We start from the raw sequence: 20,636 nt of genomic DNA, 5'->3' as shown, positions 1-20,636 counted from the left end.
GAAAATACTTGTTCGTCATCAATAAACAAAAACAGTAATGCAATTCAGAACTAGATCAGACGCATCCCGCTTGAACCCCCTGATCGGCTGTAGCCCGGCCGATACCTTGGAAAACCTGTGCGCGTGCCTGGCTGGCATGGGGTCGGCCATGGCGGATTTTCACGATGACCCGACGCTGAAGTTTTTCATGTCGTCTGTGAGTAGCGCCTTGCAGTTCGAAGCGTCGCAGATAGAGCCAACGGCCAATTAGCTGGTTGCGTCACAAGGAACAAGCCCCGCGTTTGCGGGGCTTTTTGCTGTCAATTCCTGGTGAGCTAGTGCTTTGGCCAGCACGGCACAAACTCGGCCAGCTGTTCCAGTGTCATTTCCGCGACCTCGCGTTTCATCTCGCGCTGCCGGGCATGAATCTCCCAGCCGCGCGCCACCATGGCCAATTCGTGCGCTGACTGCAGCGCCTTGAGTTGGTCCAGGGTGACGGCCACGTCCCGGTCGTCCGCGTCGGTCCAGAAGAACCCCGTCGGCAGGCCGATCTGCTCGGCCGCTGCGATGGTCGACGCCATCTGGTAGCGCACCGTCAGGCCACCATCCCAGCGGTGCCCGTCGAACTCGAACACGGTGCCGGCGGCGATCTGGGCCTCTTTCCATTGGGTCACGGCAGCAGCAGCGGCTTCTCTCTGCTCCGCCAGCAGGGCTACTGTGCCAGCTTCGTCGAGTATCCAGCCAGCACCGTCCCAGTGGTGATGGCGCGATGGCGGCGGTAATTGGGTCAGCCCATCCGGCACAGCGCCGATCTCGGCCAGCATGGTCGGGGAGCCGTCTGCGGTGCGATACCACGTTTCGCCGCGATGGTCCGGTACGATCTGCCACGCCTCCTGCACGACGTCCCATTGTGCCGCCTCCTTTGGGGCCATGATCGGCAGCGGCACCGCCGTGACTTTGGCTGGCAGCGGCAGGCCGCGTGGCGGCGACGGAACTAGGGCAGTTGTCTCGGTCGAGCGCAATACCGCGCCGGAGTAGTCCGGCACCAGACGCCAGCGGCGCTTCTTGGTGTCCCATTCGCATGCCTGATATTCGCCGGTGGCCGGCGGCGGGTCGGTGGCCAAATTGGCCGGCAAGGACTCGCCAAACGCAGTGGGCGCACAGCGCAACCCGGTTGTGGTATCCCAGATTTCGGCCTGGCTGTAGTCGGGCACCACGTCCCAGGCATCCCCGGCCGCGTTAAGCCGGTAGGACTGGCACGGAGCCAACTCTCCGGCCGGCGATGCGGCAATGGCATTCGCGGGAGCCGCGTAGACAGGTTGCTCGTCACTGCTCTCCAGCGGATCGAGGTAGGCCGGCACTGGGCCGAGGTAGCGCCCGGTGACGCTGTCATAGCGATGGAATTCGATAAACGGAACGTGCATGGGTTACCTCGGTTAAAACACGATGCAGGGGAGCAGTTTGATACCGGCGGCCAGGTTGGCCGAGCCGCCGGCCGCGTTGACGGTGACCGTGTGAGAGTGGTCGCCGACGGCGCCGACACCGACGCCGTGGGCGTGGGCGCCATCCCAAGTTCCGCCACCTGTGGCGACACCGGCACCGCCTGACGCGTTACCGCCATTGCCGACCCAGGTCGCTGCGCCGCTGTAGTGCTGGTGGGCGCCATCTGTGCCCGTCCATGCCGAGTGGGTATGACTACCGCCGGCACCGGATGAGGCCGTATGGCTGTGGCTGATCACGTCACCTGTCACGACCTTCCCGACGTTGCTGGCTGCACCGGCCAGCAGGGCGTAGCCGTCCGGGATGTTGGGCAGGTTGAACGTCGTCAAACCATTTCCGGCGCCATACTTGGTGCCGATGGCGGCAAATAGATTGGCGTAAGTGGCGCGGGACACGGCTGCACCATTGCAGACGAGCGTACCGGCCGGAGGCGTGTCGGCGAAGGTGACCGTCAATGTGCCCGGCTTGGCGCCGACGGCCTCCACTGTGGCAATTCTACTGACTGGCAAGTCGATGTAATTTCCGGAGGGAGAGTCAGCAGCACCATCGTGACCCCACTTACCCCCAGCAATGCTGATTTGATACGTGGAAGGTCCTGGGACGACCAGGAATTGCACATAAAAATCGAAGGTGTCGCGGTCAATCTGCACTACAAAAATATGGCCCAATGCACTGGCGCCTTTGACCCATCCCCACCCACTTCCGTAGAAGTCACCAGAGCTACCTGTCTGGCCGTTAATCCCGTTCGCCGTCTGGAAATGAACCTCGCATATGGCGCTTTGATCGTTTAAAGCGTTGTACCCAGCTCCGGTGATGAGTTTTAGATACAGTTTCCTCCCCACTTGCGATGTGCCTGACCACCGGCCGAGGCGCACCCATGTCGGAGCACCTCCAGTTTCGCCCAGTGCGAAATTTCGGACTGTTTCCCGAGCTACATACTCGGTGTTGACTAGTCTTTTAGAGTTGTCACCAACATCGGGTGTGGGGGCAGTCGGCTTGTCGGTGAAGGTTGGGCTTTTGAGTGTTGCGGCGTCGGTTATGCCATAGCCGTCTAGGGTGGTCGGTTTGTCCCGAACATCACTCCAATCTGCTCCGTCCACACGGCGCCATTCTCCCCACGTATCGAAATCCAGGCCGATTTGTACGTACAGCTTGCCATTCACCCAGAGCTGCCGCTGAAAAGTGGAGACGCCAGAGACGTCCACCCATTCGCGTGTGATGTACATCACGCCATACGTACCCTTCCCACCGCCGACCCCGAGTTCGCCGCAATCGACCAGCCCGACGCGCACGCCCATTGGCATGTCACGCGGCTTTTTGGGGAGAGCGTTACCGCGCAGGTCGAGCACGCCACCGATGCCCAGCTTGCCGAGTTCCTCGACCGCGATCGTATGAGACTCTTGCTCGGTGGTGTATTGGGGGTGTGGGTCGGTCGCTTCCAGGTGGGCACTAATGACCCGTTTGAGTTCGTCGCGAGTGGCGAGAACCACGGACGGGTCGATTTTCAGCTCGACGGCCGCCGTGTTCGAGACGACCAGCACAATACGGATGGTCTGGACGCGGCCGCTGCCGCTGGCGAGCAGCGGCTTGTAGGTGTCGGGGAAGTTGGCCACGGCGCAGAGGTTGCCGTCTTGGTCGTAGAGGCCGCCCTCGCGTATCCACCAACCGCCAACGTCCTCGGGGATGATTTGTTCGGCGACGATTTGCGACGGGTTGAGCGGGTCGACGTACAGGCTGTTGAGCGGCGCGCGGCGCTTCTCGTTGACCAGCTTTTTCTGGTCGCGGTCCGGCTGCGGCGTGCTGCCGCCCCCGTCGCCGACCGCCATCGCGGTGAGCTTGAGAGTGGTGCCGAGCGCGGTGGCGTTGGCGAGCTTAGCCTCGCCGATGGCGGTTAGGATGGCGTAGTAGGTTTGGCTCATGATGGGTAGACGCTCAGGGTGTCGACGAGGTGGGTGGCGCCGCGCACGCTGACGACGCCTCTCGCCTCGATGGTGGATGAGGTATAGGGGTAAACGGTGAGCACATCGCCCAGGTAGGCGGCGGCGCCGACATAGACGCGGCCGCGCGACTCGGCGCTAATGGCCAGGCCGAGCAGGTGGCGCGATACTGGCCTGGCGTCGTCAATCAGCCGCTCCAGCTCGCGATACATCTCGTCGGTGATGCCGTTATCGAGCACGCCGACCTTGAGGCGGAAGGTGCCGCGCGGGCCTGGCGGGTCGGTCTGCCACCACTCGATGACCTCGATCAGATAGCCCAGCGGTTCGACGACGCGTCGCAGCGCGCCGATGGTGCCTTTGTGCTGATGCACGTAGAACGATGCGCGGATGACCGCGCGCTTGGTCGCCTCGCTCCAGTTCTCGTCCCAGCGGTCGACTGAAAACGCCCAGGCGAGATAGGGCAGTAGCGGCACCGGGCAGGCGTCGGGGTTCCACAGGTCGCGCAGTGGGACGGGCAGCTCGGTGGCGGCGGCTAGTGCGGCGGTGGCCGCGCGCAGCAACGGCGAGGCGCTGGTCGGCAGCAGCGATCTACTCATCCGTGCCCCCGATGGTGACGCTGTAGCCGGTGCAGTAGCCGGCCTGGTGGTCGTCGAGCACAAGGTCGACGGCCGGTGCCAGCAACTCGATGCGCTGAACCCCCTCGACGTGCATGACGGCGGTCTGCTTGGTGCGGCGAATGTCCTGGCCTAGCCGGCGGCGCTGGTTGACCTGGGCGGCGAGCGCTTTCTCGGCCGCGCGCTTGATCGGTTCGGCTTCCGGGCCGGGATAGAGGTAGAGCACGGCGTCGGCGCGGTAGTTGACGATGCTGGCGCTCTGCACGGTGAGGCGGTCGGCGACCGGGCGGCGGTCCTCGTCGCTCAGGTAGGCGCGCACCTTGTCGAGCAGGTCCGGCGAGGCGGTGCCGTCGCCCTCGCGCGACAGGACGGTGACGACGACTTCGGCCGGCGCCGGGCTGGTGACGGCAACGTCGGCGACACGCGGGTCGGCCTCGCGGGCGAACTTGCGATAGGCCGCTTTCGGCCCGGCCACCGACAGCCCGTCGAACGCCTCCTGAATCCGCTCACGGAAATCCGGGTCGCCCTCCATGACGGCCGACACCGGCGGCACGGCGTCGAGGTCGGCCGGCACCAACTCCAGCCGAGCGACCTTGTAGCGCGCGCCGATCTGGTCGAGGTCCGGCCCCTCGGCGTAGGCCAGCATGGTGGCGAGCGCCGCCTCGTTGATGCGCTGGCGCAGCAGCATTTCGCGGTAGGCGTTTTCGCGGGCGATCTTGGTGAGCGGTTCGGACTCCAGCTCCAGCGTGCGGCGCACGGCGTCGCGCTGATCCTCGGGAAACTGCGCGACGATGGCGGCCTTGCGCTCGGCGAGGAGGGTGTCGAAATCGACCGGCTCCAGAACATCGGGCGGCGGCAGGCGCGAGAGGTCGACCAGTTGGCTCATGCGGCGGCCCTCCGGGTCAGTGGCACGTCGACGGTGAGCTGTTGGCCGGACTGCGGGCCTTCCTTACGGGCGAGCACGACGCCGAGCTGCCAAGAGGTGCCCGGCTGCTCGGCTTGTTCGTTGGCGGTGAGATCGACGCTGACCGGGGTTAGCCGCGGCTCCCAGCGCATCAGCGCCATCACGCTGGACGCCATGATTTGCAGGCGCAGGGCCGGCGTCATGGGCTGGTCGATCAGCTCGCGGTTGTACGAGCCGTACTCGCGCAAAGTGACCATGCTGCCGATGGGAGTGCCCAGGATGTCGGCAACCGATTGGCGCTCGTGCTCCTGGTCGGTGATGGCGCGGCCGGTGGTGGCGTTCATGCCGAGGTAGCTGGTCATTTGTTTGGTTTCTCGGTGTTGGGGCCGTCGTGCTCCGGGTGGGTGTGCTCGTCGATGACGACGCCATTCGAGGACAGTTTGCCGTTGCGGTGTTCGATGTTGCCCTCGATGACAGTTTTCCCACTGCCACCCTTGCCGCTCATGCCGGCCATGTAGCTGAGCAGCGCCTTGAGCAGCGTTTCGCCGTTGACCGTCAGCTTGCCGAGGATGTCGACGTCGCCGGTGAACTCGGTTTTAGGGCAATCGACCGTCACCTTGACGTCGGCCTGCACGTTGGCGGTCTTGATGCCAGTCACCGACAGCGCGCTGGTGGCGTGGTTGTAGGTGATGCGGGCACCGTCCGGGTAGTCGATGATGTCTTCGTCCGGGCTGTCGCTTGGCGGTGGAATGAGGTCGGAGGGCAGGCCGACCAGCACGATGCCGGCGCCGGTTTCACCGCTGGGGCTGAACACGATGCACTGTTCGTCCTTGGTCGGCGGACTCCAGCGACGGACGCGGCCGGCGCGCAGGCAGAAGCATGTCAGCCAGTCGGTGGTGAGCTGGCCGGATTTAACGCGCACGCGCAGCGGCTTCATCTGCACGTCGGCGATGGTGCCGAGGCGGATGAGCGATTCGAGGCGGCGGGAGAGGTCGGCGGGTTGATCCATGGCGACAGCGTGCCGCGCCATGGCGAGGTGGTCATGCGTTGGCTGTTGTGCCGGCCGGCGGCACAACCCGGTCAGCGTGCGAGGTGCGCGAGTACCACGTCCTCGACCATCTGGACGTCTTGCTCGGTGTAGCCCAGCAGCTCGCGGCGGGCATAGTCCACCTCGGGGCCACCGGGGCGGACCCGGTCGCGCAGGCCGTACTGGTGCACCCTGGCGATGCGCTCGACGCGGCCGGCGAAGCCGACCACGGCGGCGCTGTCGTTGACGGTGTTACGCAGGAAGCGCGCCGTGCGCAGCTTGGTGAACATCTTGCCCTGGCGCAGTTTGCCGACCTTTTGGCGCAGGCGTGGCGCGTAGGCGCTGCCGTCCGGGTTCTGCTGGGCGGCGATGCGCTGTTGCTGGCTGGCACGCAAGCGCTGGGCAATCTCGCGGGCGAGCTGGCGGCGTGCGGCTGGGGTGAGGTTTTGCAGCAGGCCGTCGGCCCACTGGTGCAAGCGACTCAGGTCGTCGGCCATACCTGTTCACCATCCTCCATGACGACGAGTTCCCAGTCCTGGCCTGCATAGGGGTCGAGCGGTGGCTCGCCAAAGTGCGTTGCGATCCAGCGGCCGGCGTTGGCCGGGTCTGATTTGACGCCGACGCGCTCGGTGAGCTGCAGGGTGATTTCGATGTCGACTTCAGTGTGGTCGATGATGTCGACCTGAAAATGCAGGCCATCGCGCTGACGCTCGGGATTGAGCAGCAGCTCGGGCTGATGCTCGCGCAGCCACTCCTGCAGGGTGATGAACAGCACGTCCGGGTGATCGCCGAACCCGATGACCAGCACCTTGAGCTGGTAGCGGTACTCGAACGAGCGTGAGGCGGTGCCGGTGTTCGCGATGCCGCCCCGGTCGACGTACAGCTTGAGCTTGTCGGGGTTGGCGCGCAGATCGGGCAACGCCGCCTCGATGGCGGCGCGCAGGTGGGCGGGCTTGTTCATCGCTCGGCCAACGCCTGGCAGGCGATGCAGCGGGTGCAGCCGGGCGCGGCACGACGGCGGGCCTCGGGGATGTCGTCGCCGCAGTCCTCGCAGTGGTGCAGGCTGGTGCCGACGCTGCGGCCGGCAGCGTGGCGGGCGAGCGCTTCGTCGCGCTGGCGCTGCTCCAGCGCTTGGGCGCGGTCGTAGAGGTCGGTCATTTGACGGCCCTTTCGATTGCCCTAGCGAAGCGCTGGTCGGCGCGTTCGAGCTTCACGTCGTAGAGGTTTTCGCTGTAGCGCGGCCCGTTGTAGAGGCGGGCGAACGCAGCCCAGCGCCCCTCGCGCAGCGCGCGCAGCATCAGTGGGTTGATCAGCAGGAAGCGCACGAAGGCGTCGAGGTGCTGGCCCTCGTCCTGTTTCATAAGCGTGGCGAACTCGTCGGCGCTGGCGTAGCCGAGGGCGTCCCAGTGATAGCCCATGATCTGGAAGCGTCCCCAGCTGGCCGACTCCAACGCGGCGAGGCGGTCGATGGTGCAGGCGGTGTTGAGGCGTGCCCATTCCGCCGGGCCGCCGGTGTAGCCGCCTCGCTGTTTATTGACCAGGGCGGGGTAACGCTCGGCCAGCGCCTCGACGTCGCGGCCTGCTGCAGCGAGGCGCTGATAGAACACATGGCGCTCGAACAGCACGACCGGGTTGCCGAGCGCGGTGAAACCCATCCCCGCACTTTCCACCTCACAGACAGCGCGGACGCGCGAGGCGGGCAGATCAAGGCGCTTGGCGGCCCGGCGGATGTCCGCATCAGTCAGCGACCTGGCATTCCGCGTGCCGGCGCGCAGGGCGTCGAGGGTGTGCGGGCCGGCCTTGCCGTCGACCAACAGGCCGGATTTTTTCTGGTAAGCGGCGACGGCCTTGGCGGTGGCTTGGCCATAGTCGCCGTCGACGACCAGCTTGGCGCCGGCCGTGACCAGCAGCCGCTGCAACTCGGAGACGTCCTGTCCCTTGCTGCCGATTGTCAGAACCATCGGGTTTTCCTCAACAGGTGGATGAACGGGTGGTCTGGCTCCTGCTCGCGGCCACGGAACAGCTCGACGACGTTGCCTCGCACCGCGAGCAGGGCGGCGCACAGCACGGCGAGCAGCACCAGGCGGAACGGATCGGTCGGCGTCAGCTGGCCGAACAGCAGCAGGATGGCGGCGATGCCGGCGGCGGCGGCGATCAGGTAGGCGAGCAGGGCGGCATAGGGGCGGTGATCGGCGCCGTGCCGCTCGAACAGCACGACGCGGCCGACGATGACGCCCAGGAGCGACAGCTCGAACAGGGTCGGCAGCGTCATTTGCTACCTCCCTTGAGCCGATCCAGCCAGCCACCACCGTCGCGGCCGGCGCGCTCGATCAGCAGCAACAGCAGGTTGACGACGACGGCGGCGGCGACCAGGGCGCCGACCTCGACCTCGACGCGGATCAGTCCGCCGGTCAGCATGGTCAGTCCGTCGGCCGCCATGCGCTTGCCGACCAGGCCACCGATAAACGAGGCGCAGCCGTAGCCGAGTTTTTTCCAGAGGTTGAGTTCGCTGCTGGCGAGCACGAACACGACGGCACCGGCGAAGGCGGCGGCGACAACACCGGCCTGCGGGCCGGACAGGATGGATAGCAGCGTCACGGCGCCGACGGCGGTGGCGGCGGCGCTGCTGGTTACAGGTTCAGCCATGGTTCAGTCCCACAGTTTGACCATCCGCGCGGGTTGCGGGGTCGGGGTTAGGTTGGGCAGCTCGACGGCGGTGCCGTGCGGCAGGATGGCGCCGAAGTCGGCGAGCCCTGGGTTGGCGGCGAGCACCGCTTCGGTGACGCCGGCGGTGCGGCCGTAGTGGCGCCAGCACAGCGCGTCGACGGTGTCGCCCTGGTGGGCAATGACGCGCATCAGATCAGCTCGACGGTGGTACGGCGGACGCCGAGGATGTCGCGCACCGCCCAGGCTGCATCGCGGCGCAGATCGTCAATGGGCGCTTCCAGCAGATCGGCACGCTTGTTACCGTCGGCGGTGGCGTCGATGTCGCGATAGCGCTCGGCGAGGCTGGCCTTGGCCGTGCTGTAGACGGCGCGCAGGTAGCGGGCGACCTGGACGCTGTCGCCATCGACCTGTTCGGCCGGCACCGCGTCGAGCGTGGCGAAGCCGGCGGCCAGCTGGGCCTGGCGCCAGTCGCGCAGCTGGCCGTTGATGGTGGCCACGGCCTCGACGATGGCGTGATGCAGGCGAGGGGCGGTGACGGTGTCGTCGATCCGCATGGCGCCGCGCACGGCGGCCGGGTCGATGTCGGGGAAAAACCCGCTGTTGCGGACGACTGGTTCCGGCGCGGTCTGCGCGTTGGAGGTGCTGGGATAGATCATGGGTGCGGCTCCGGTTGGGGGCGGTGGAGGGGGCTTTGATCAGCCAGGCTGTCGCCGCCCCCTGCCGCCCTGGTGCGCGGGGTACGCTCGGTGTCAGCTGCCGCCCGGTTGGCCGGCGCTGTCGTTCTTGATGGTCTTCTGGATCCGCTCGATGTCCTTCACCACACCTACCTTGTCGTGCAGTTGTTTGGCGCGTGTGAGCTGGGCGAGGGCGGCCGGCGGGTTGGCCGGTTCGAGCAGGAGGCCAAGTTCCTTGTAGAGCTTGGCGCGGACCTCATCCGGCATGTCTTGGTCGGCGGTGAGGTCGACCGCGCGCTGCAGCTGCTCCAGGTCGAAGGCGGCCTTGCCATCGCGGGCGCGCTTGGCGGCTTCGGCCAGTTCCTCGGCAATGACGGTCGGAGCTGTCCGCGCGAAGCGGTCGGGCATGGTGAGCTGGTGGCGGATGGCGTACTCGGCGATGTCGAGCGCGCCGGCATACTCGCCGGCATCGATGCGCCACAGCATGACGACCATCAGCACATCGTCCTGGGCGCCATTGCCGGCGGCGAGCACGCCGTCGACCCAAGGGACGTAGTCCGGCAGCAGTTTGCGCTTGATGTCGGCGCGGGTTTCCATGGACTGGATCCCTTTGAGCCGGCGGTTGTCCTCGGCGAGCTTGAGCAGCATCAGGTCGTATTCGGAGCAGCCCATCGGCTTTCCGGGCGCCGCCGAGGCGGCGACCTCGGCGGCGGTGACCCGCTGGAAGTGGGCGCGTGCAGGGCTGACCATTACGCCTTCGTCTCCTCTTCCGGCTCCACCAGCTCGATGTTTTCCACCAAGCAACCGGCCTCATAGACCTCGACCACATAGTCCTCGTTGGAAGACTGGTAGTCGGCGATCCAGTTGTAATCCGGCTCGTCGCGCAGATGGCGACGGCGGGCGCCAGTCTGGTAGTAGATGGACAGGTTGGACAGGCTGGTGATCAGCATGGTGTTGGCCGGGAAGAACGGCACGCGCACCGCGGGCAGATTGCCGATGGTTTTCTGCGCCACGATGATGTCGGTGGCGAGTTCTTCGCTTGCCGGCTGGTCCCTGTTGATCTTGGGGAAGTACTTCTCGCTCAGCAGGTCGCGGCCCACGATGACGACCAGGTCTGTGCTTTCGGCGAACACTTCGTGAATGAGGCCATTGACGGCATCAAACACCAGGGCGTCGAGGGTTTTGTAGCCCTTGGCGGTGGGGATGTCGGGACCGATCAACACCTTGCCGGAGCCCTTCTCGACCTCGTGCATCACGCGGGCCGGCGACTCTTCACGGTATTTCTGCAGCCAACCCTTGTTCACGTCCTGAAGCAGCGGATTGGCGTCGCGGTCGGTGTCCTCGGCGATGCTGGTGCCATTCCAGCCGATCATGATGCGGTCCAACGCCTGCTGGGTGGCGATGGCGTTTGTCAGGCGGTTCTGGAAGTCCGGGAACTTGGCCCACAGGTCGAGCTGGGCATACGGGATGGCGGTGTCGAAGTCGGTCTTCTGGCACTTGTAGCCGCCCTTGCTGAAGTCGGCCAGGCTACGCGGCCAGCGCTTCTTGTTCGGGCCGGTCTTGGTTCGGCCTGCCGAAGTGCCGAGCACGCCGAGGCCGACCTTCTCGCCGTCCTTCTCATCAACCGGGACCATGTTGATCTTCTGCAGGAAGGCGCTGGACAGCTGGATGCGGTCTTCCAGCTTTTGCTGGACAGATGGTTCGACGGTGAAGGTGTTGGCGGCAGAGGCAACACCGTTGAGCTTCGCTACCTGGGTGGCGAATGCTTCGTAACGCGGGCGAGTATCGTTTTTCATGGGTGGGCAGTCTCTCTGTAAGGGCGGGTTAGCAGTCGGTCAGGGTTTCGCCAGCACTACCGCCTGGCGTGCGTTCGCGCGGTTGGCGCTGCGGTTCGCGGCTGAGCTTCTGCACCAACTCGTCGTGGTCGGCGCTGAGCTGGTCGAGCTTGTCTTGCAGGGGCTTGAGGCTGGGGGCTTGGGGCAGGGTGGCGAACTGCTGGAGCAGCTGTTGCTGGGTCTCGGCGATGACCTCGATGGCGCTGCGCAGCTCGGCGGTGTCAGCGTCTGTTGCCTTGCGCGCAGAGCTGAACATGTTCTTGATCTTGGCGCTAAAGCCTTCCAGCAGCGTCTGGGCACTGTTCTCTTCTTCCAGTTCCAGGGTGAATTCGATGGCTTCGGAGAACAGGTTGTCCGGGTCGGTTTTGCGCTTGGTCAGCGGGCTGGCCTTCGCCGATGCGCTGAACTGGAGCATCTCGGTGCCGAGGCTGGCCGGGTCGTCGGTGACTGCTAGGCCGACCAGGTAGGCTTCGCCGGAATCGGCGAACTTGGGATTGACCTCGATCGAGGTGTAGACCTTCTGACGGGCCTTGGTCATGACGATCAGGTCGTCGGTCGGGTCGATGACGGCATACAGGCGTAGCTTGCCGTCGTCGCCTTCCTTGGTGCTGAGCGACAGCACGTCGCCATAGCGTTTGAACGGACTATCTGGGGTGTAGCCCTTGATGTGTTCCATGTTGACGCGGGCGCCGTAGCGTTTTGGGTCGTAGTTCGTGGCCATCTGTTCCAGCCAGGTGCGTTCGATGACGCGGCCGTCGGTGGTGGCGCCTTCGGTGGCGATGCAGAACTGCTTGGACTTGCCTGCCATTTCGGATCCTTTTGCGGGGTTGCCAGGGGCGACTCAGGTGAGATGTCGCCCATGCTGAAACCCTGACGGGACACGCTCAACCGCTGGCTGTTGTGCCGTTTTCCGACACAAACTCGACTGTGAGGCGCGGCGATGTTGGCACGGCAGACTGGCGGGCATGACTGCATCCACCCCCACTATCCCGACCGATTTGGACCCACGCCGTGTCGCCCGAGCTCTGTACTGGCAGGGCTGGCGGATTGCGCGCATTGCCGAGCACTTGGGGCTCAACGCGGCGACGTTACATAGCTGGAAACGGCGCGATGCCTGGGACGAGTCGGACCACGCCGAGCGCATTGCCTCCACGATCGAGGCCCGGCTGATCCAGTTGATCCAGATGCCCAACAAGGGCAACTCCGAGTACAAGGAAATGGATGCGCTCGGTCGGCAGGTCGAGCGCATGGCGCGGGTCGACAAGTATCAGAAGACTGGCCGCGAGGTCGACCTGAATCCGGCGATTGCCAACCGCAACGCGGCGCCGAAGCGCCAGCCCGAGAAGAACGCGATCAGCGAGGAACAGCAGCGCAAGCTGGAGGAGGCGTTCCTCGATCGGATGTTCGGCTACCAGAAGCACTGGTATCGGGCCGGCCTGGTCGAGCGGATCCGTAATATCCTGAAGTCGCGCCAGATCGGCGCGACCTACTATTTCGCCCACGAGGCATTCATCGATGCGCTGAAGACCGGGCGCAATCAGATTTTCCTGTCGGCCTCGAAGGCTCAGGCCTTCCAGTTCCGCAGCTACATCGTCGATTTCGCCAAGGAGGTGGCCGACGTTGAGCTGAAGGGCGAAGTGATCAAGCTGCCGAACGCGGCCGAACTGATGTTCATCGGCACCAACAGCCGTACCGCGCAGGGGCGCCACGGCAACCTGTATGTGGACGAGTATTTCTGGATCCCGCGCTATCGTGAGCTGCGCAAGCTGGCCAGCGGCATGGCTTCGCAGAAGCAATACCGGATGACGTACTTCTCGACCCCATCTGCGATGAGCCACGAGGCTTATCCGGTGTGGATCGGTGAAGCCTTCAACAAGGGGCGGCCGAAGTCCGAGCATATCCGGCTGGACGTGAGCCACGAGGCCCTAGCTGCGGGCCTGCACTGCCCTGACGGGCAGTGGCGCCAGATCGTGACGATCCTGGACGCGCTGGCCGGCGGTTGTGATCTGTTCGACCTGGATCAGCTGCGCCTGGAGTACATCCCCGAAGAGTTCGCGCAGCTGTTCATGTGCCAATTCATCGACGATGGCGACTCGGTGTTCGGCTTCTCGCTGATGCAAAGCGCCATGGTGGACAGCTGGGAGGTATGGGGCGACTGGAAGCCGTTCACCGCCCGGCCATTTGGCGACCGCCCCGTCTGGCTCGGCTACGACCCGGCGAACGGCGGCGACAAGGCGGCGCTGGTGGTGCTGGCCCCGCCAGCCGTGCCCGGCGGCAAGTTCCGCATTCTGGAGCGGATCCAGTTCCATGGCTCTGACTACGAGGGCCAGGCCAAGGTGATCATGGATACCTGCGGCCGCTTCAACGTGACCTACATCGGCATGGACGTGACCGGCATCGGCTCGGCGGTTTACCAGCTGGTGCAGCGCTTCCGTCCTGACGCGGTGCCGTTCAGCTACAACGTGGAGCTGAAAACCAAGATGGTGCTGAAGGCGCTGAACGTGCTGCACCACGGTCGCCTGGAGTACGACGCAGGTCATACCGACATCGCCGCGTCGTTCATGGCGATCAAGAAGACTATGACGCCGAGCGGGCGTCAGGTGACCTATCAGGCGGGTCGATCGGAAGAGGTCAGCCACGCCGATATCGCATGGGCCACCATGCACGCCCTTTTCAACGAACCGCTGGAGGGGGCGACAGCGGCCAACTCCGGTTTCATGGAGATTTACTGATGGCCGAGCATCGCCAACCCCCTCACTTCACGGCAATGGATCCGTCGCCGGCTATTGTCCCGACAGCCGGTGCCGGCATTGAGGCATTTACCTTTGGGGAGCCGCTGCCAGTGCTCGACCGGCGCGAGATCATGGATTACCTGGAGTGTCAGAACGCCGGCCGCTGGTATGAGCCGCCAATCAGCTGGGAAGGGCTGGCGCGCAGCTGGCGAGCCTCGGTGCATCACAATAGCGCGATCGCGGTGAAGCGCAACGTGCTGACCCGGACGTTTCAACCGCACCCGCTGTTGAGCCGATCGGCATTTCAGCAGCTGGCGCAGGACTATCTGGTGTTCGGCAATATGTACGTCGAGGCACCGCGCAATCGCCTTGGCGGCCGCATGCCGCTGGCTCCGGCATTGGCAAAGTTTGTTCGCCGCGGCACTGATCTGCAGCGTTACTGGTGGGTGCCAGGTTGGAACCAGGAGCGCGAACTTGGCGAGCTGTTCCACCTGATCGAGCACGACATCAACCAGGAGGTGTACGGCCTGCCGGAGTATCTGGCCGCGTTGAACAGCGCCTGGCTGAACGAGTCGGCGACGCTGTTCCGGCGTAAGTATTACCTGAACGGCAGCCACGCCGGATTCATCCTTTACATGACCGACCCGGCGCAGAACCCTGATGACGTCGACGCGATGCGCAAGGCGCTGAGGAATAGCAAAGGGCCAGGCAATTTCCGCAACCTGTTTATGTACGCGCCGAACGGCAAGAAGGATGGGATCCAGATCATCCCGATCAGTGAGGTGGCCGCCCGCGATGAGTTCTTCAACATCAAGAACGTGACCCGTGATGATGTTTTGGCCGCGCATCGGGTGCCGGCCCAGCTAATGGGCATTATCCCCAACAACACTGGAGGATTTGGCGATGCGGAGAAGGCGGCCCGAGTGTTCTACGAAAACGAGATCGCACCGCTGCAGGCTCGATTCCAAGAGCTGAATGACTGGTTAGGTGTGGAGGTGGTGAGGTTTGGGCCGTATTCGTTGACCGAACAGCCGGCGCCGTGAGGTGCCGAGGATGGATTGAAGCCGCTCGGGTGGGCGGCTTTTTTGTTGCTCTTCATCGGTTTCAAAGACGACGTTGCGCAGATCATGAGGAAAAATAGTTGTTGCCGCAGAAGCCTTAGGCCTGCTCTCGGATCCAAGCAGTTCGAATGATAGGCAGGTGAGATTTACACTGTCTTCACTTCCCATTCAGATCGCCTTCCGAAAATGAGAGGGACCGTATCGCACTGTTACCCCGCATAGTGTGAGCAGCTTAGTCCCTGTCCTTGGCTTTCGATCTCATGAATGAACTTAGCATTCGAAGCTCCAGTCAGGTTAAGTTTTGCCCAACGTTTTAACATTTCGCAAGCATCACGTAGGTCGGAATACTTTTCGGGTAAAGAGATCTCGGCGCTGGCGAGTTGAAGCAAAACAAAGCCAAGGCTGTAGTACGAGTCAGCAAATGCTAGTTTAATCCGGATAGCCTCTTTGTATTCAGCGATCGCATCCTCCCCTTTACCCTTTTTGCGCCAGAGGTTGCCTAGGTTGTAGTGGGGGCTTTCGAAATTCGGATCCAGACGGATGGCTGCTTTATATTCGGCGATCGCCTCTTGATCCTTGCCCAGTTTGGCCAAGACGTGCCCCAGGTTGTTGTGTGGAACGGCTTCCTTCGGCTCCAGGCGGATGGCCGCTTGATATTCAGCGATCGCAGCCTCCTCCTTGCCCAGTTTGGCCCAGATGATGCCCAGGTTGTTGTGCGGAAGGGCATCATTCGGATCCAGACGGATGGCTGCTTTATATTCGGCGATCGCTTCTTGGTCCTTGCCCTGTTTGCCCCAGATTCTTCCCAGGCCGAAGTGCGGAGCGGCGAACTTCGGGTCCAGGCGGATGGCCGCCTGATACTCGGCGATCGCAGCCTCCTCCTTGCCCTGTCTGTACCAGTCGAGCCCCAGGTCGAAGTGTGGCATGGCGAACTTGGGGTTCAGGCGGATGGCTGCCTGATACTCGCTGATCGCCTCTTGGTCCTTGCCCTGTTTGTCCCAGACGAGCCCCAGGCTGTAGTGCGGAGCGGCGTACTTCGGATCCAGGCGGATGGCCGCCTGATACTCGGCGATCGCAGCCTCCTCCTTGCCCAGTTTGGCCCAGACGAGCCCCAGATTGTTGTGCGGAATGGCATCTTTCGGATCCAGACGGATGGCTGCCTGATACTCGGCGACCGTAGCCTCCTCCTTGCCCAGCTTGTTCCAGTCAACCCCCAGGTTGTTGTGCGGAGCGGCGTACTTCGGATCCAGGCGGATGGCCACCTGATACTCGGCGATCGCAGCCTCCTCCTTGCCCAGCTTGTCCCAGACGAGCCCCAGAATGTTGTGCGGAATGGCATCTTTCGGTTCCAGGCGGATGGCTGCCTGATACTCGGCGACCGCAGCCTCCACCTTGCCCAGTTTGCTCCAGACGTGCCCCAGGTTGTTGTGCGGAGCGGCGTACTTCGGATCCAGGCGGATGGCCGCCTGATACTCGGCGATCGCAGCCTCCTCCTTGCCCAGTTTGGCCCAGACGAGCCCCAGATTGTTGTGCGGAAGGGCATCTTTCGGTTCCAGGCGGATGGCTGCCTGATACTCGGCGACCGCAGCCTCCTCCTTGCCCAGCTTGTTCCAGTCAACCCCCAGGTTGTTGTGCGGAGCGGCGTACTTCGGATCCAGGCGGATGGCCACCTGATACTCGGCGATCGCAGCCTCCTCCTTGCCCAGTTTGGCCCAGACGAGCCCCAGATTGTTGTGCGGAAGGGCATTTTTCGGTTCCAGGCGAATGGCCGCCTTGAATTCGGCGATCGCAGCCTCCTCTTTGCCCAGCTTGTCCCAGACGAGCCCCAGGTTGTTGTGCGAAGCGGCGAACTTCGGATCCAGGCGGATGGCCACCTGATACTCGGCGATCGCAGCCTCCTCCTTGCCCAGTTTGGCCCAGACGAGCCCCAGATTGTTGTGCGGAAGGGCATTTTTCGGTTCCAGGCGGATGGCTGCCTGGTATTCGGCGATCGCCTCTTGTTCCTTGCCCAGTTTGGCCCAGACGACCCCCTGGTTGTAGTACGGCCATGGACTCTTCGGGTCTAGGTGGCTAGCCGTCTGGAATTCGGCGATGGCCTCTTGGTCCTTGCCCTGTTTGGCCCAGACACTGCCCAACAGGATGTGTATGTCGGCATTCTTTGGCTCCAGGCGGATGGCTGCCTGATACTCTGCGATCGCCTCTTGGTCTTTGCCCTGTTTGGCCCAGGCGCACCCCAGGTTGCGGTGCGGATCGGTGAGCTTCGGATCCAGGCGGATAGCCGTCTGGTATTCGGCGATGGCCTCTTGGACCTTGCCCAGTTTGATCAAGACATTCCCCAGGTTGTTGTGCGGAGCGGCGTACTTAGGATCCAGGCGGGTAGCCGTCTGGTATTCGGCGATGGCCTCTTGGTCCTTGCCCAGCTCGTCCCAGATGACGCCTAAGTTGTTGTGTGGCAGGATGGACTTAGGCTTCAGACGGATGGCCTCCTGGTATTCGCCGATGGCATATTCTTTTTTGTCCAATATATTCCAGACATTGCCTAGGCCGAAGTGTGCGAAGGAATTTTCTGGATCAAGTCTGATCGCTTTGCGATATGCAGCAACTGCGTCATTGTACTTGCCCTGATCACTCAGGAGACTCCCCAGGTTATAACTTGCCAGGGACAAGTCTGGAGCACGAGAAAAGTAAGAGACCGCATCGTCTGGTCTATTCCTCATCCTTGCAATCACCCCTTTTAATACATAGGCATGCTTCGTGTTCTCGTCTTCGGTAGGCAGCATTGCTATGATCCGATCCGCAGCATCATCCGCCTTCAAAAGGTCACCATTACTCTCCTCTAAGAGAAAAGCTGCAGCGATATATGGCTCCGTTTTTTCTTCCACAATGTAGGCAGCTTTTCGGATCAGCGTTTCCACCTCATCTGGTCCGTTTGCTGTCGCCACAAAAATAACAACGCCGTTTAAACGCAATCGCATAGAAATTTCACTTCCAGCTTGAGTGAATTCTCCAGTTATTTCTTTGCGTGTCCAATTCCAATTAAACGGAAAAAGGCTGCGGATCATTGCTGCTATGCTGGCGACAGAGATACCTGCTTTCGGGATGTCGATACTGACTTCCTCATTTGACAATATGATTTGAGATTTAAATGTGGTTTTTACTTCTTTCTCGCTAATAATTTGTAAGCCATCCCATGCTTGTTCTTTGGAAGATATGGATCTGGATTCAGTGTTAAATTCAATGTTTCCCAGGGCTTTCTCATGAACAATTAGAATCTCATCTTTTAGCTGGCGTGTGATAACTTCGGAGTTAAAACCATTGTCACCCAAAGCCTTCGTCACTGAGAGAGGTTGTAGGTCTATTGTATGTTGTCGGAATGTTTCTTTTAGGATTGAGCCAATAATCAATGCAACGAAAATGAAGGTAGAGAATGTAGAAGCAATTGCAATAATGCGTTTTACCCATAGAAGCAGTAGACGCCACGGTGGGAGAAACTTTGGGTGATTTGACTGAGGGCGAGGCGCTTCGGTTGTCGTTTGAGTTGAGGAGGGTGAGGCGGCTATACCTTGCTCTTCTGTCATCACTTCCTCCGGGAAAGTCAGGAAAAACTGTGAGGACGTACTGTAGTGAAAACCACTTATTTCGAATATTAGTGTTGAAATAACAGTCTGCAAAGGATGCTTTCGGCCGAGCACTGCTGCCACGATTTTTGTGCTCTTTCAAATTGTCGAAGAGCTTTATTGTTTGATCAATCGTTGACGTTCTGAACGCCTTCGTCTGGATTTAGCACAATGTATGCTTCCTTGGTGTCATCAATGCTGTCGCATCGTACGCGACACACCCCGCCACGGAATGGCGATCCATTCCACAATTCGTACTGCACTTGTCCCCCAATCGAAACCCAACAGATCGAGCAGCAGGACACGGTCCGGGAATCGTGCGGCCAATTCTGCCAGCGTCAGTTGCGAGGCGAGACTCTTGGCTTGGTGCCGTTGCGCCAGTTCAATGACTGCTTCAGTGTCTAAGGAGGGGGCGCGCACGCGGCTGATGGACTCAGAAGAATCGAAATGACGGTCACTGCCGGCAGGGCTTCTGGCACCAAGGCGCGCATCGCCACAGTGGTGGTATTCATCATCGTGCTCGATGATGGTTTGCTAGTATTTGATCATTGCACCCATAAATCAAAATGGCGAAACCGAGTGCGACGGACGGCTAGAATAAGTCGTCCTGCTTTTGTGTAGGAAGGTGGTGTTGGATTGCTTCGGCTAGGCAGCGGTGCCGGCTTTGCATGCATCAGCTCGGCGGGGTAGGGCTGCAGGAAAGTGCGTGCCAGCTCCGGTCACGCCAGTCGAGCCAAGCATCGTAGTCTTCGGGGCGGAGGATCGCCAAGCCGCGCTTGTCGAGCGGCTCACCTGGTTTCGGCGGCTTGTGGAATGGGTGGGCGGCGACGTTGATGGTGATCGCGGTGAACGAAATCGACAGCCTGCTGTCTGGCTCACGCCAGTTGCGCCACAGGCCGGCAATGGCAAATGGTAGGTCATCGTGCAGACCGATCCGCCACCAAACTGGCTTCTCAGTCTCCCAGTTGGGCTAGAAGAAAGCAGTCATCGGGATAAGGCATAGACGGCTCTGACTGGCCAAGATGGTAAATGTCTAGCGCTGTCAGCGCCCGGCGCGCGCACTCGTGACCCCGCCACGCCCGCCCGCTTCATGTGTCGTGAATTATGCAGCTGCATGAATCCCATCTAAAGACCTGGTAACTGGCCTATTTCCCCTTGAGACCGTGTTTTGAAAACTTGCGATTTTATGCGCGCTAAGCATCTGCAGACGGTCATCGTTCCTCCGTTTTGGGCTTGTGCGCGAAAATGCTTTGCAGTAGCACACCGGTGATTGGTGCGCGTGATGGGTAAAAACCGGCCAAAAGCAGTTATTTCCGGTGGCTCGGTATGCATCAAATGAAACGGCAACCCCTGCTGTCAATGCCAAGCATGGGCAGAGGCTAGCGGTGTCTTGTTCAGTGCCTGTATATGAAGGGTTAGCTATCTTTACCTTCGCTGAACTCATTCTTGATATTTTCAAGGATATCCTTGTACAAGGTCTCACTTAGCTCCCGCTGCAGGATTTGCTCTGCACCTTTGAGGGCGAGCGTGGCTACCTCTTCTCGTAGTGCCTCCCGAGCTATCTCAATTTGCTTCTCTGCCTCTAACCGCGCCGCGTTAACAATGACTTCGGCCTCCTGCTGTGCGCTGGCCCTAGCTTGCTCAAGCACCTCGCCTATAGTGGCGAGGTGATGAGCCCTGAGCTCGCGAAGTTCGGAGAGAGATCGCTCTAACTCCGCATTAGCCTCTTGCTCTGACAGGAGGGATGGCACGAAGTTAAGCCCTTCTATGCGAAGTGCCGCAGTTAGAGGTTTGAAAAATCTGTGTCTGGGGAGCCCCTCTACATAGATGGCGAGCCTCCAAAGTACCGGACTTAGTATCAGAAGAACTAGGATGCCGAAGAGTACTTGCATAGCCATAGTCATAGCATCACCTTTGAGATTTACGATGCGACAGCTACCCAGGAAGCTGCATACAGGGCAACAAGCCCTAGCAAGAATGAAAATATGTGGCGCGGTCCAGCTTTTGGCTCCGAATAAGACGGTCTTGAACTCGCGGTCGATGCAGAGCTAGCGAGACGTAGGCATATGCACCATATTATGCCAAGCGA

The 20,636-nt window shown here is 61.8% G+C and carries 21 protein-coding genes and 1 pseudogene; 2 read left to right on the top strand and 20 right to left on the bottom strand.

Annotated elements, in window-relative coordinates; translation table 11 throughout:
• Positions 1–314: 314 nt before the first annotated feature.
• From QU481_RS11930 to QU481_RS11850, 17 genes are all read right to left on the bottom strand, one after another.
• Entirely contained in the window at positions 315–1,403 is a 1,089-nt protein-coding gene (locus tag QU481_RS11930; protein ID WP_289830237.1) for a DUF4376 domain-containing protein, read from the bottom strand.
• Between the two features lie 12 nt (positions 1,404–1,415).
• Positions 1,416–3,398, bottom strand: a complete 1,983-nt coding sequence (locus QU481_RS11925) for a phage tail-collar fiber domain-containing protein (RefSeq protein ID WP_289830236.1) — start codon at positions 3,396–3,398, stop codon at positions 1,416–1,418.
• Positions 3,395–4,012, bottom strand: coding sequence for a phage tail protein I (locus QU481_RS11920; protein WP_289830235.1), 618 nt, complete (start codon positions 4,010–4,012; stop codon positions 3,395–3,397). The genes QU481_RS11925 and QU481_RS11920 overlap by 4 nt, the downstream gene beginning before the upstream one ends.
• Positions 4,005–4,916, bottom strand: a complete 912-nt coding sequence (locus tag QU481_RS11915; RefSeq protein ID WP_289830234.1) for a baseplate J/gp47 family protein — start codon at positions 4,914–4,916, stop codon at positions 4,005–4,007. Before QU481_RS11915 ends, QU481_RS11920 begins: the two co-directional genes overlap by 8 nt.
• On the bottom strand, positions 4,913–5,296 hold the full coding sequence (locus QU481_RS11910) for a GPW/gp25 family protein (RefSeq protein WP_289830233.1): 384 nt from the start codon (positions 5,294–5,296) through the stop codon (positions 4,913–4,915). Before QU481_RS11910 ends, QU481_RS11915 begins: the two co-directional genes overlap by 4 nt.
• Positions 5,293–5,943 (bottom strand): phage baseplate assembly protein V, encoded by a 651-nt coding sequence (locus QU481_RS11905; RefSeq protein WP_289830232.1) that lies wholly within the window; start codon positions 5,941–5,943, stop codon positions 5,293–5,295. Before QU481_RS11905 ends, QU481_RS11910 begins: the two co-directional genes overlap by 4 nt.
• 71 nt (positions 5,944–6,014) lie before the next feature.
• Positions 6,015–6,458 (bottom strand): phage virion morphogenesis protein, encoded by a 444-nt coding sequence (locus QU481_RS11900; protein ID WP_289830231.1) that lies wholly within the window; start codon positions 6,456–6,458, stop codon positions 6,015–6,017.
• A complete protein-coding gene (locus QU481_RS11895; RefSeq protein WP_289830230.1) occupies positions 6,443–6,922 on the bottom strand; it encodes a phage tail protein in 480 nt (159 codons plus the stop codon). The genes QU481_RS11900 and QU481_RS11895 overlap by 16 nt, the downstream gene beginning before the upstream one ends.
• The gene (locus tag QU481_RS11890; RefSeq protein WP_289830229.1) at positions 6,919–7,119 is read right to left on the bottom strand and encodes a TraR/DksA family transcriptional regulator; all 201 of its coding nucleotides are present in this window, start codon (positions 7,117–7,119) and stop codon (positions 6,919–6,921) included. The genes QU481_RS11895 and QU481_RS11890 overlap by 4 nt, the downstream gene beginning before the upstream one ends.
• On the bottom strand, positions 7,116–7,922 hold the full coding sequence (locus QU481_RS11885) for an N-acetylmuramidase family protein (RefSeq protein ID WP_289830228.1): 807 nt from the start codon (positions 7,920–7,922) through the stop codon (positions 7,116–7,118). The genes QU481_RS11890 and QU481_RS11885 overlap by 4 nt, the downstream gene beginning before the upstream one ends.
• Positions 7,913–8,233 (bottom strand): phage holin family protein, encoded by a 321-nt coding sequence (locus tag QU481_RS11880; RefSeq protein ID WP_289830227.1) that lies wholly within the window; start codon positions 8,231–8,233, stop codon positions 7,913–7,915. The genes QU481_RS11885 and QU481_RS11880 overlap by 10 nt, the downstream gene beginning before the upstream one ends.
• Positions 8,230–8,607 carry a putative holin gene (locus tag QU481_RS11875; protein WP_289830226.1) on the bottom strand — a complete coding sequence of 126 codons (378 nt, stop codon included), beginning with the start codon at positions 8,605–8,607 and terminating at the stop codon, positions 8,230–8,232. The genes QU481_RS11880 and QU481_RS11875 overlap by 4 nt, the downstream gene beginning before the upstream one ends.
• 3 nt (positions 8,608–8,610) lie before the next feature.
• Entirely contained in the window at positions 8,611–8,817 is a 207-nt protein-coding gene (locus QU481_RS11870; protein ID WP_289830225.1) for a tail protein X, read from the bottom strand.
• The gene (locus QU481_RS11865; protein ID WP_289830224.1) at positions 8,817–9,284 is read right to left on the bottom strand and encodes a head completion/stabilization protein; all 468 of its coding nucleotides are present in this window, start codon (positions 9,282–9,284) and stop codon (positions 8,817–8,819) included. The genes QU481_RS11870 and QU481_RS11865 overlap by 1 nt, the downstream gene beginning before the upstream one ends.
• Before the next feature lie 93 nt (positions 9,285–9,377).
• A complete protein-coding gene (locus QU481_RS11860; RefSeq protein ID WP_289830223.1) occupies positions 9,378–10,052 on the bottom strand; it encodes a phage terminase small subunit in 675 nt (224 codons plus the stop codon).
• Positions 10,052–11,098 (bottom strand): phage major capsid protein, P2 family, encoded by a 1,047-nt coding sequence (locus QU481_RS11855; protein ID WP_289830222.1) that lies wholly within the window; start codon positions 11,096–11,098, stop codon positions 10,052–10,054. The genes QU481_RS11860 and QU481_RS11855 overlap by 1 nt, the downstream gene beginning before the upstream one ends.
• Positions 11,099–11,126: 28 nt before the next feature.
• A complete protein-coding gene (locus tag QU481_RS11850) occupies positions 11,127–11,945 on the bottom strand; it encodes a GPO family capsid scaffolding protein (RefSeq protein ID WP_289830221.1) in 819 nt (272 codons plus the stop codon).
• Positions 11,946–12,102: 157 nt separating this feature from the next.
• Between QU481_RS11850 and QU481_RS11845 the strand changes: the two genes are divergently transcribed.
• Together QU481_RS11845 and QU481_RS11840 are read left to right on the top strand one after the other, a co-directional pair.
• Complete coding sequence (locus QU481_RS11845; protein ID WP_289830220.1) at positions 12,103–13,869, top strand: terminase ATPase subunit family protein; 1,767 nt, start codon at positions 12,103–12,105, stop codon at positions 13,867–13,869.
• Positions 13,869–14,912: a phage portal protein gene (locus QU481_RS11840; protein WP_289830219.1), complete on the top strand. Its 1,044-nt coding sequence runs from the start codon at positions 13,869–13,871 to the stop codon at positions 14,910–14,912. The genes QU481_RS11845 and QU481_RS11840 overlap by 1 nt, the downstream gene beginning before the upstream one ends.
• A gap of 227 nt (positions 14,913–15,139) precedes the next feature.
• On the opposite strand, the gene QU481_RS11835 is transcribed toward QU481_RS11840, so the two are convergent.
• From QU481_RS11835 to QU481_RS11830, 3 genes and pseudogenes are all read right to left on the bottom strand, one after another.
• On the bottom strand, positions 15,140–18,508 hold the full coding sequence (locus QU481_RS11835; RefSeq protein WP_289830218.1) for a tetratricopeptide repeat protein: 3,369 nt from the start codon (positions 18,506–18,508) through the stop codon (positions 15,140–15,142).
• 712 nt (positions 18,509–19,220) lie between these two features.
• Positions 19,221–19,484 (bottom strand): annotated as a pseudogene (locus QU481_RS23875) (SOS response-associated peptidase family protein); the annotation flags it as partial.
• 478 nt (positions 19,485–19,962) lie between these two features.
• Positions 19,963–20,445, bottom strand: coding sequence for a F0F1 ATP synthase subunit B family protein (locus tag QU481_RS11830; RefSeq protein ID WP_289830217.1), 483 nt, complete (start codon positions 20,443–20,445; stop codon positions 19,963–19,965).
• Positions 20,446–20,636: the final 191 nt, after the last annotated feature.

It is taken from the genome of Crenobacter oryzisoli, from assembly GCF_030385785.1.
Classification (GTDB): Bacteria; Pseudomonadota; Gammaproteobacteria; order Burkholderiales; family Chromobacteriaceae; genus Crenobacter_A; species Crenobacter_A oryzisoli.
Note: the sequence above shows the minus strand (reverse complement) of the source record. Positions and strands in the feature narration are given on the sequence as shown.

Bases quoted from the DNA above. Each gene is read 5' to 3' on its own strand.
- QU481_RS11930 (WP_289830237.1), bottom strand. From the start codon at position 1,403: ATGCACGTTCCGTTTATCGAATTCCATCGCTATGACAGCGTCACCGGG.
- QU481_RS11925 (WP_289830236.1), bottom strand. From the start codon at position 3,398: ATGAGCCAAACCTACTACGCCATCCTAACCGCCATCGGCGAGGCTAAG.
- QU481_RS11920 (WP_289830235.1), bottom strand. From the start codon at position 4,012: ATGAGTAGATCGCTGCTGCCGACCAGCGCCTCGCCGTTGCTGCGCGCG.
- QU481_RS11915 (WP_289830234.1), bottom strand. From the start codon at position 4,916: ATGAGCCAACTGGTCGACCTCTCGCGCCTGCCGCCGCCCGATGTTCTG.
- QU481_RS11910 (WP_289830233.1), bottom strand. From the start codon at position 5,296: ATGACCAGCTACCTCGGCATGAACGCCACCACCGGCCGCGCCATCACC.
- QU481_RS11905 (WP_289830232.1), bottom strand. From the start codon at position 5,943: ATGGATCAACCCGCCGACCTCTCCCGCCGCCTCGAATCGCTCATCCGC.
- QU481_RS11900 (WP_289830231.1), bottom strand. From the start codon at position 6,458: ATGGCCGACGACCTGAGTCGCTTGCACCAGTGGGCCGACGGCCTGCTG.
- QU481_RS11895 (WP_289830230.1), bottom strand. From the start codon at position 6,922: ATGAACAAGCCCGCCCACCTGCGCGCCGCCATCGAGGCGGCGTTGCCC.
- QU481_RS11890 (WP_289830229.1), bottom strand. From the start codon at position 7,119: ATGACCGACCTCTACGACCGCGCCCAAGCGCTGGAGCAGCGCCAGCGC.
- QU481_RS11885 (WP_289830228.1), bottom strand. From the start codon at position 7,922: ATGGTTCTGACAATCGGCAGCAAGGGACAGGACGTCTCCGAGTTGCAG.
- QU481_RS11880 (WP_289830227.1), bottom strand. From the start codon at position 8,233: ATGACGCTGCCGACCCTGTTCGAGCTGTCGCTCCTGGGCGTCATCGTC.
- QU481_RS11875 (WP_289830226.1), bottom strand. From the start codon at position 8,607: ATGGCTGAACCTGTAACCAGCAGCGCCGCCGCCACCGCCGTCGGCGCC.
- QU481_RS11870 (WP_289830225.1), bottom strand. From the start codon at position 8,817: ATGCGCGTCATTGCCCACCAGGGCGACACCGTCGACGCGCTGTGCTGG.
- QU481_RS11865 (WP_289830224.1), bottom strand. From the start codon at position 9,284: ATGATCTATCCCAGCACCTCCAACGCGCAGACCGCGCCGGAACCAGTC.
- QU481_RS11860 (WP_289830223.1), bottom strand. From the start codon at position 10,052: ATGGTCAGCCCTGCACGCGCCCACTTCCAGCGGGTCACCGCCGCCGAG.
- QU481_RS11855 (WP_289830222.1), bottom strand. From the start codon at position 11,098: ATGAAAAACGATACTCGCCCGCGTTACGAAGCATTCGCCACCCAGGTA.
- QU481_RS11850 (WP_289830221.1), bottom strand. From the start codon at position 11,945: ATGGCAGGCAAGTCCAAGCAGTTCTGCATCGCCACCGAAGGCGCCACC.
- QU481_RS11845 (WP_289830220.1), top strand. From the start codon at position 12,103: ATGACTGCATCCACCCCCACTATCCCGACCGATTTGGACCCACGCCGT.
- QU481_RS11840 (WP_289830219.1), top strand. From the start codon at position 13,869: ATGGCCGAGCATCGCCAACCCCCTCACTTCACGGCAATGGATCCGTCG.
- QU481_RS11835 (WP_289830218.1), bottom strand. From the start codon at position 18,508: ATGACAGAAGAGCAAGGTATAGCCGCCTCACCCTCCTCAACTCAAACG.
- QU481_RS11830 (WP_289830217.1), bottom strand. From the start codon at position 20,445: ATGGCTATGCAAGTACTCTTCGGCATCCTAGTTCTTCTGATACTAAGT.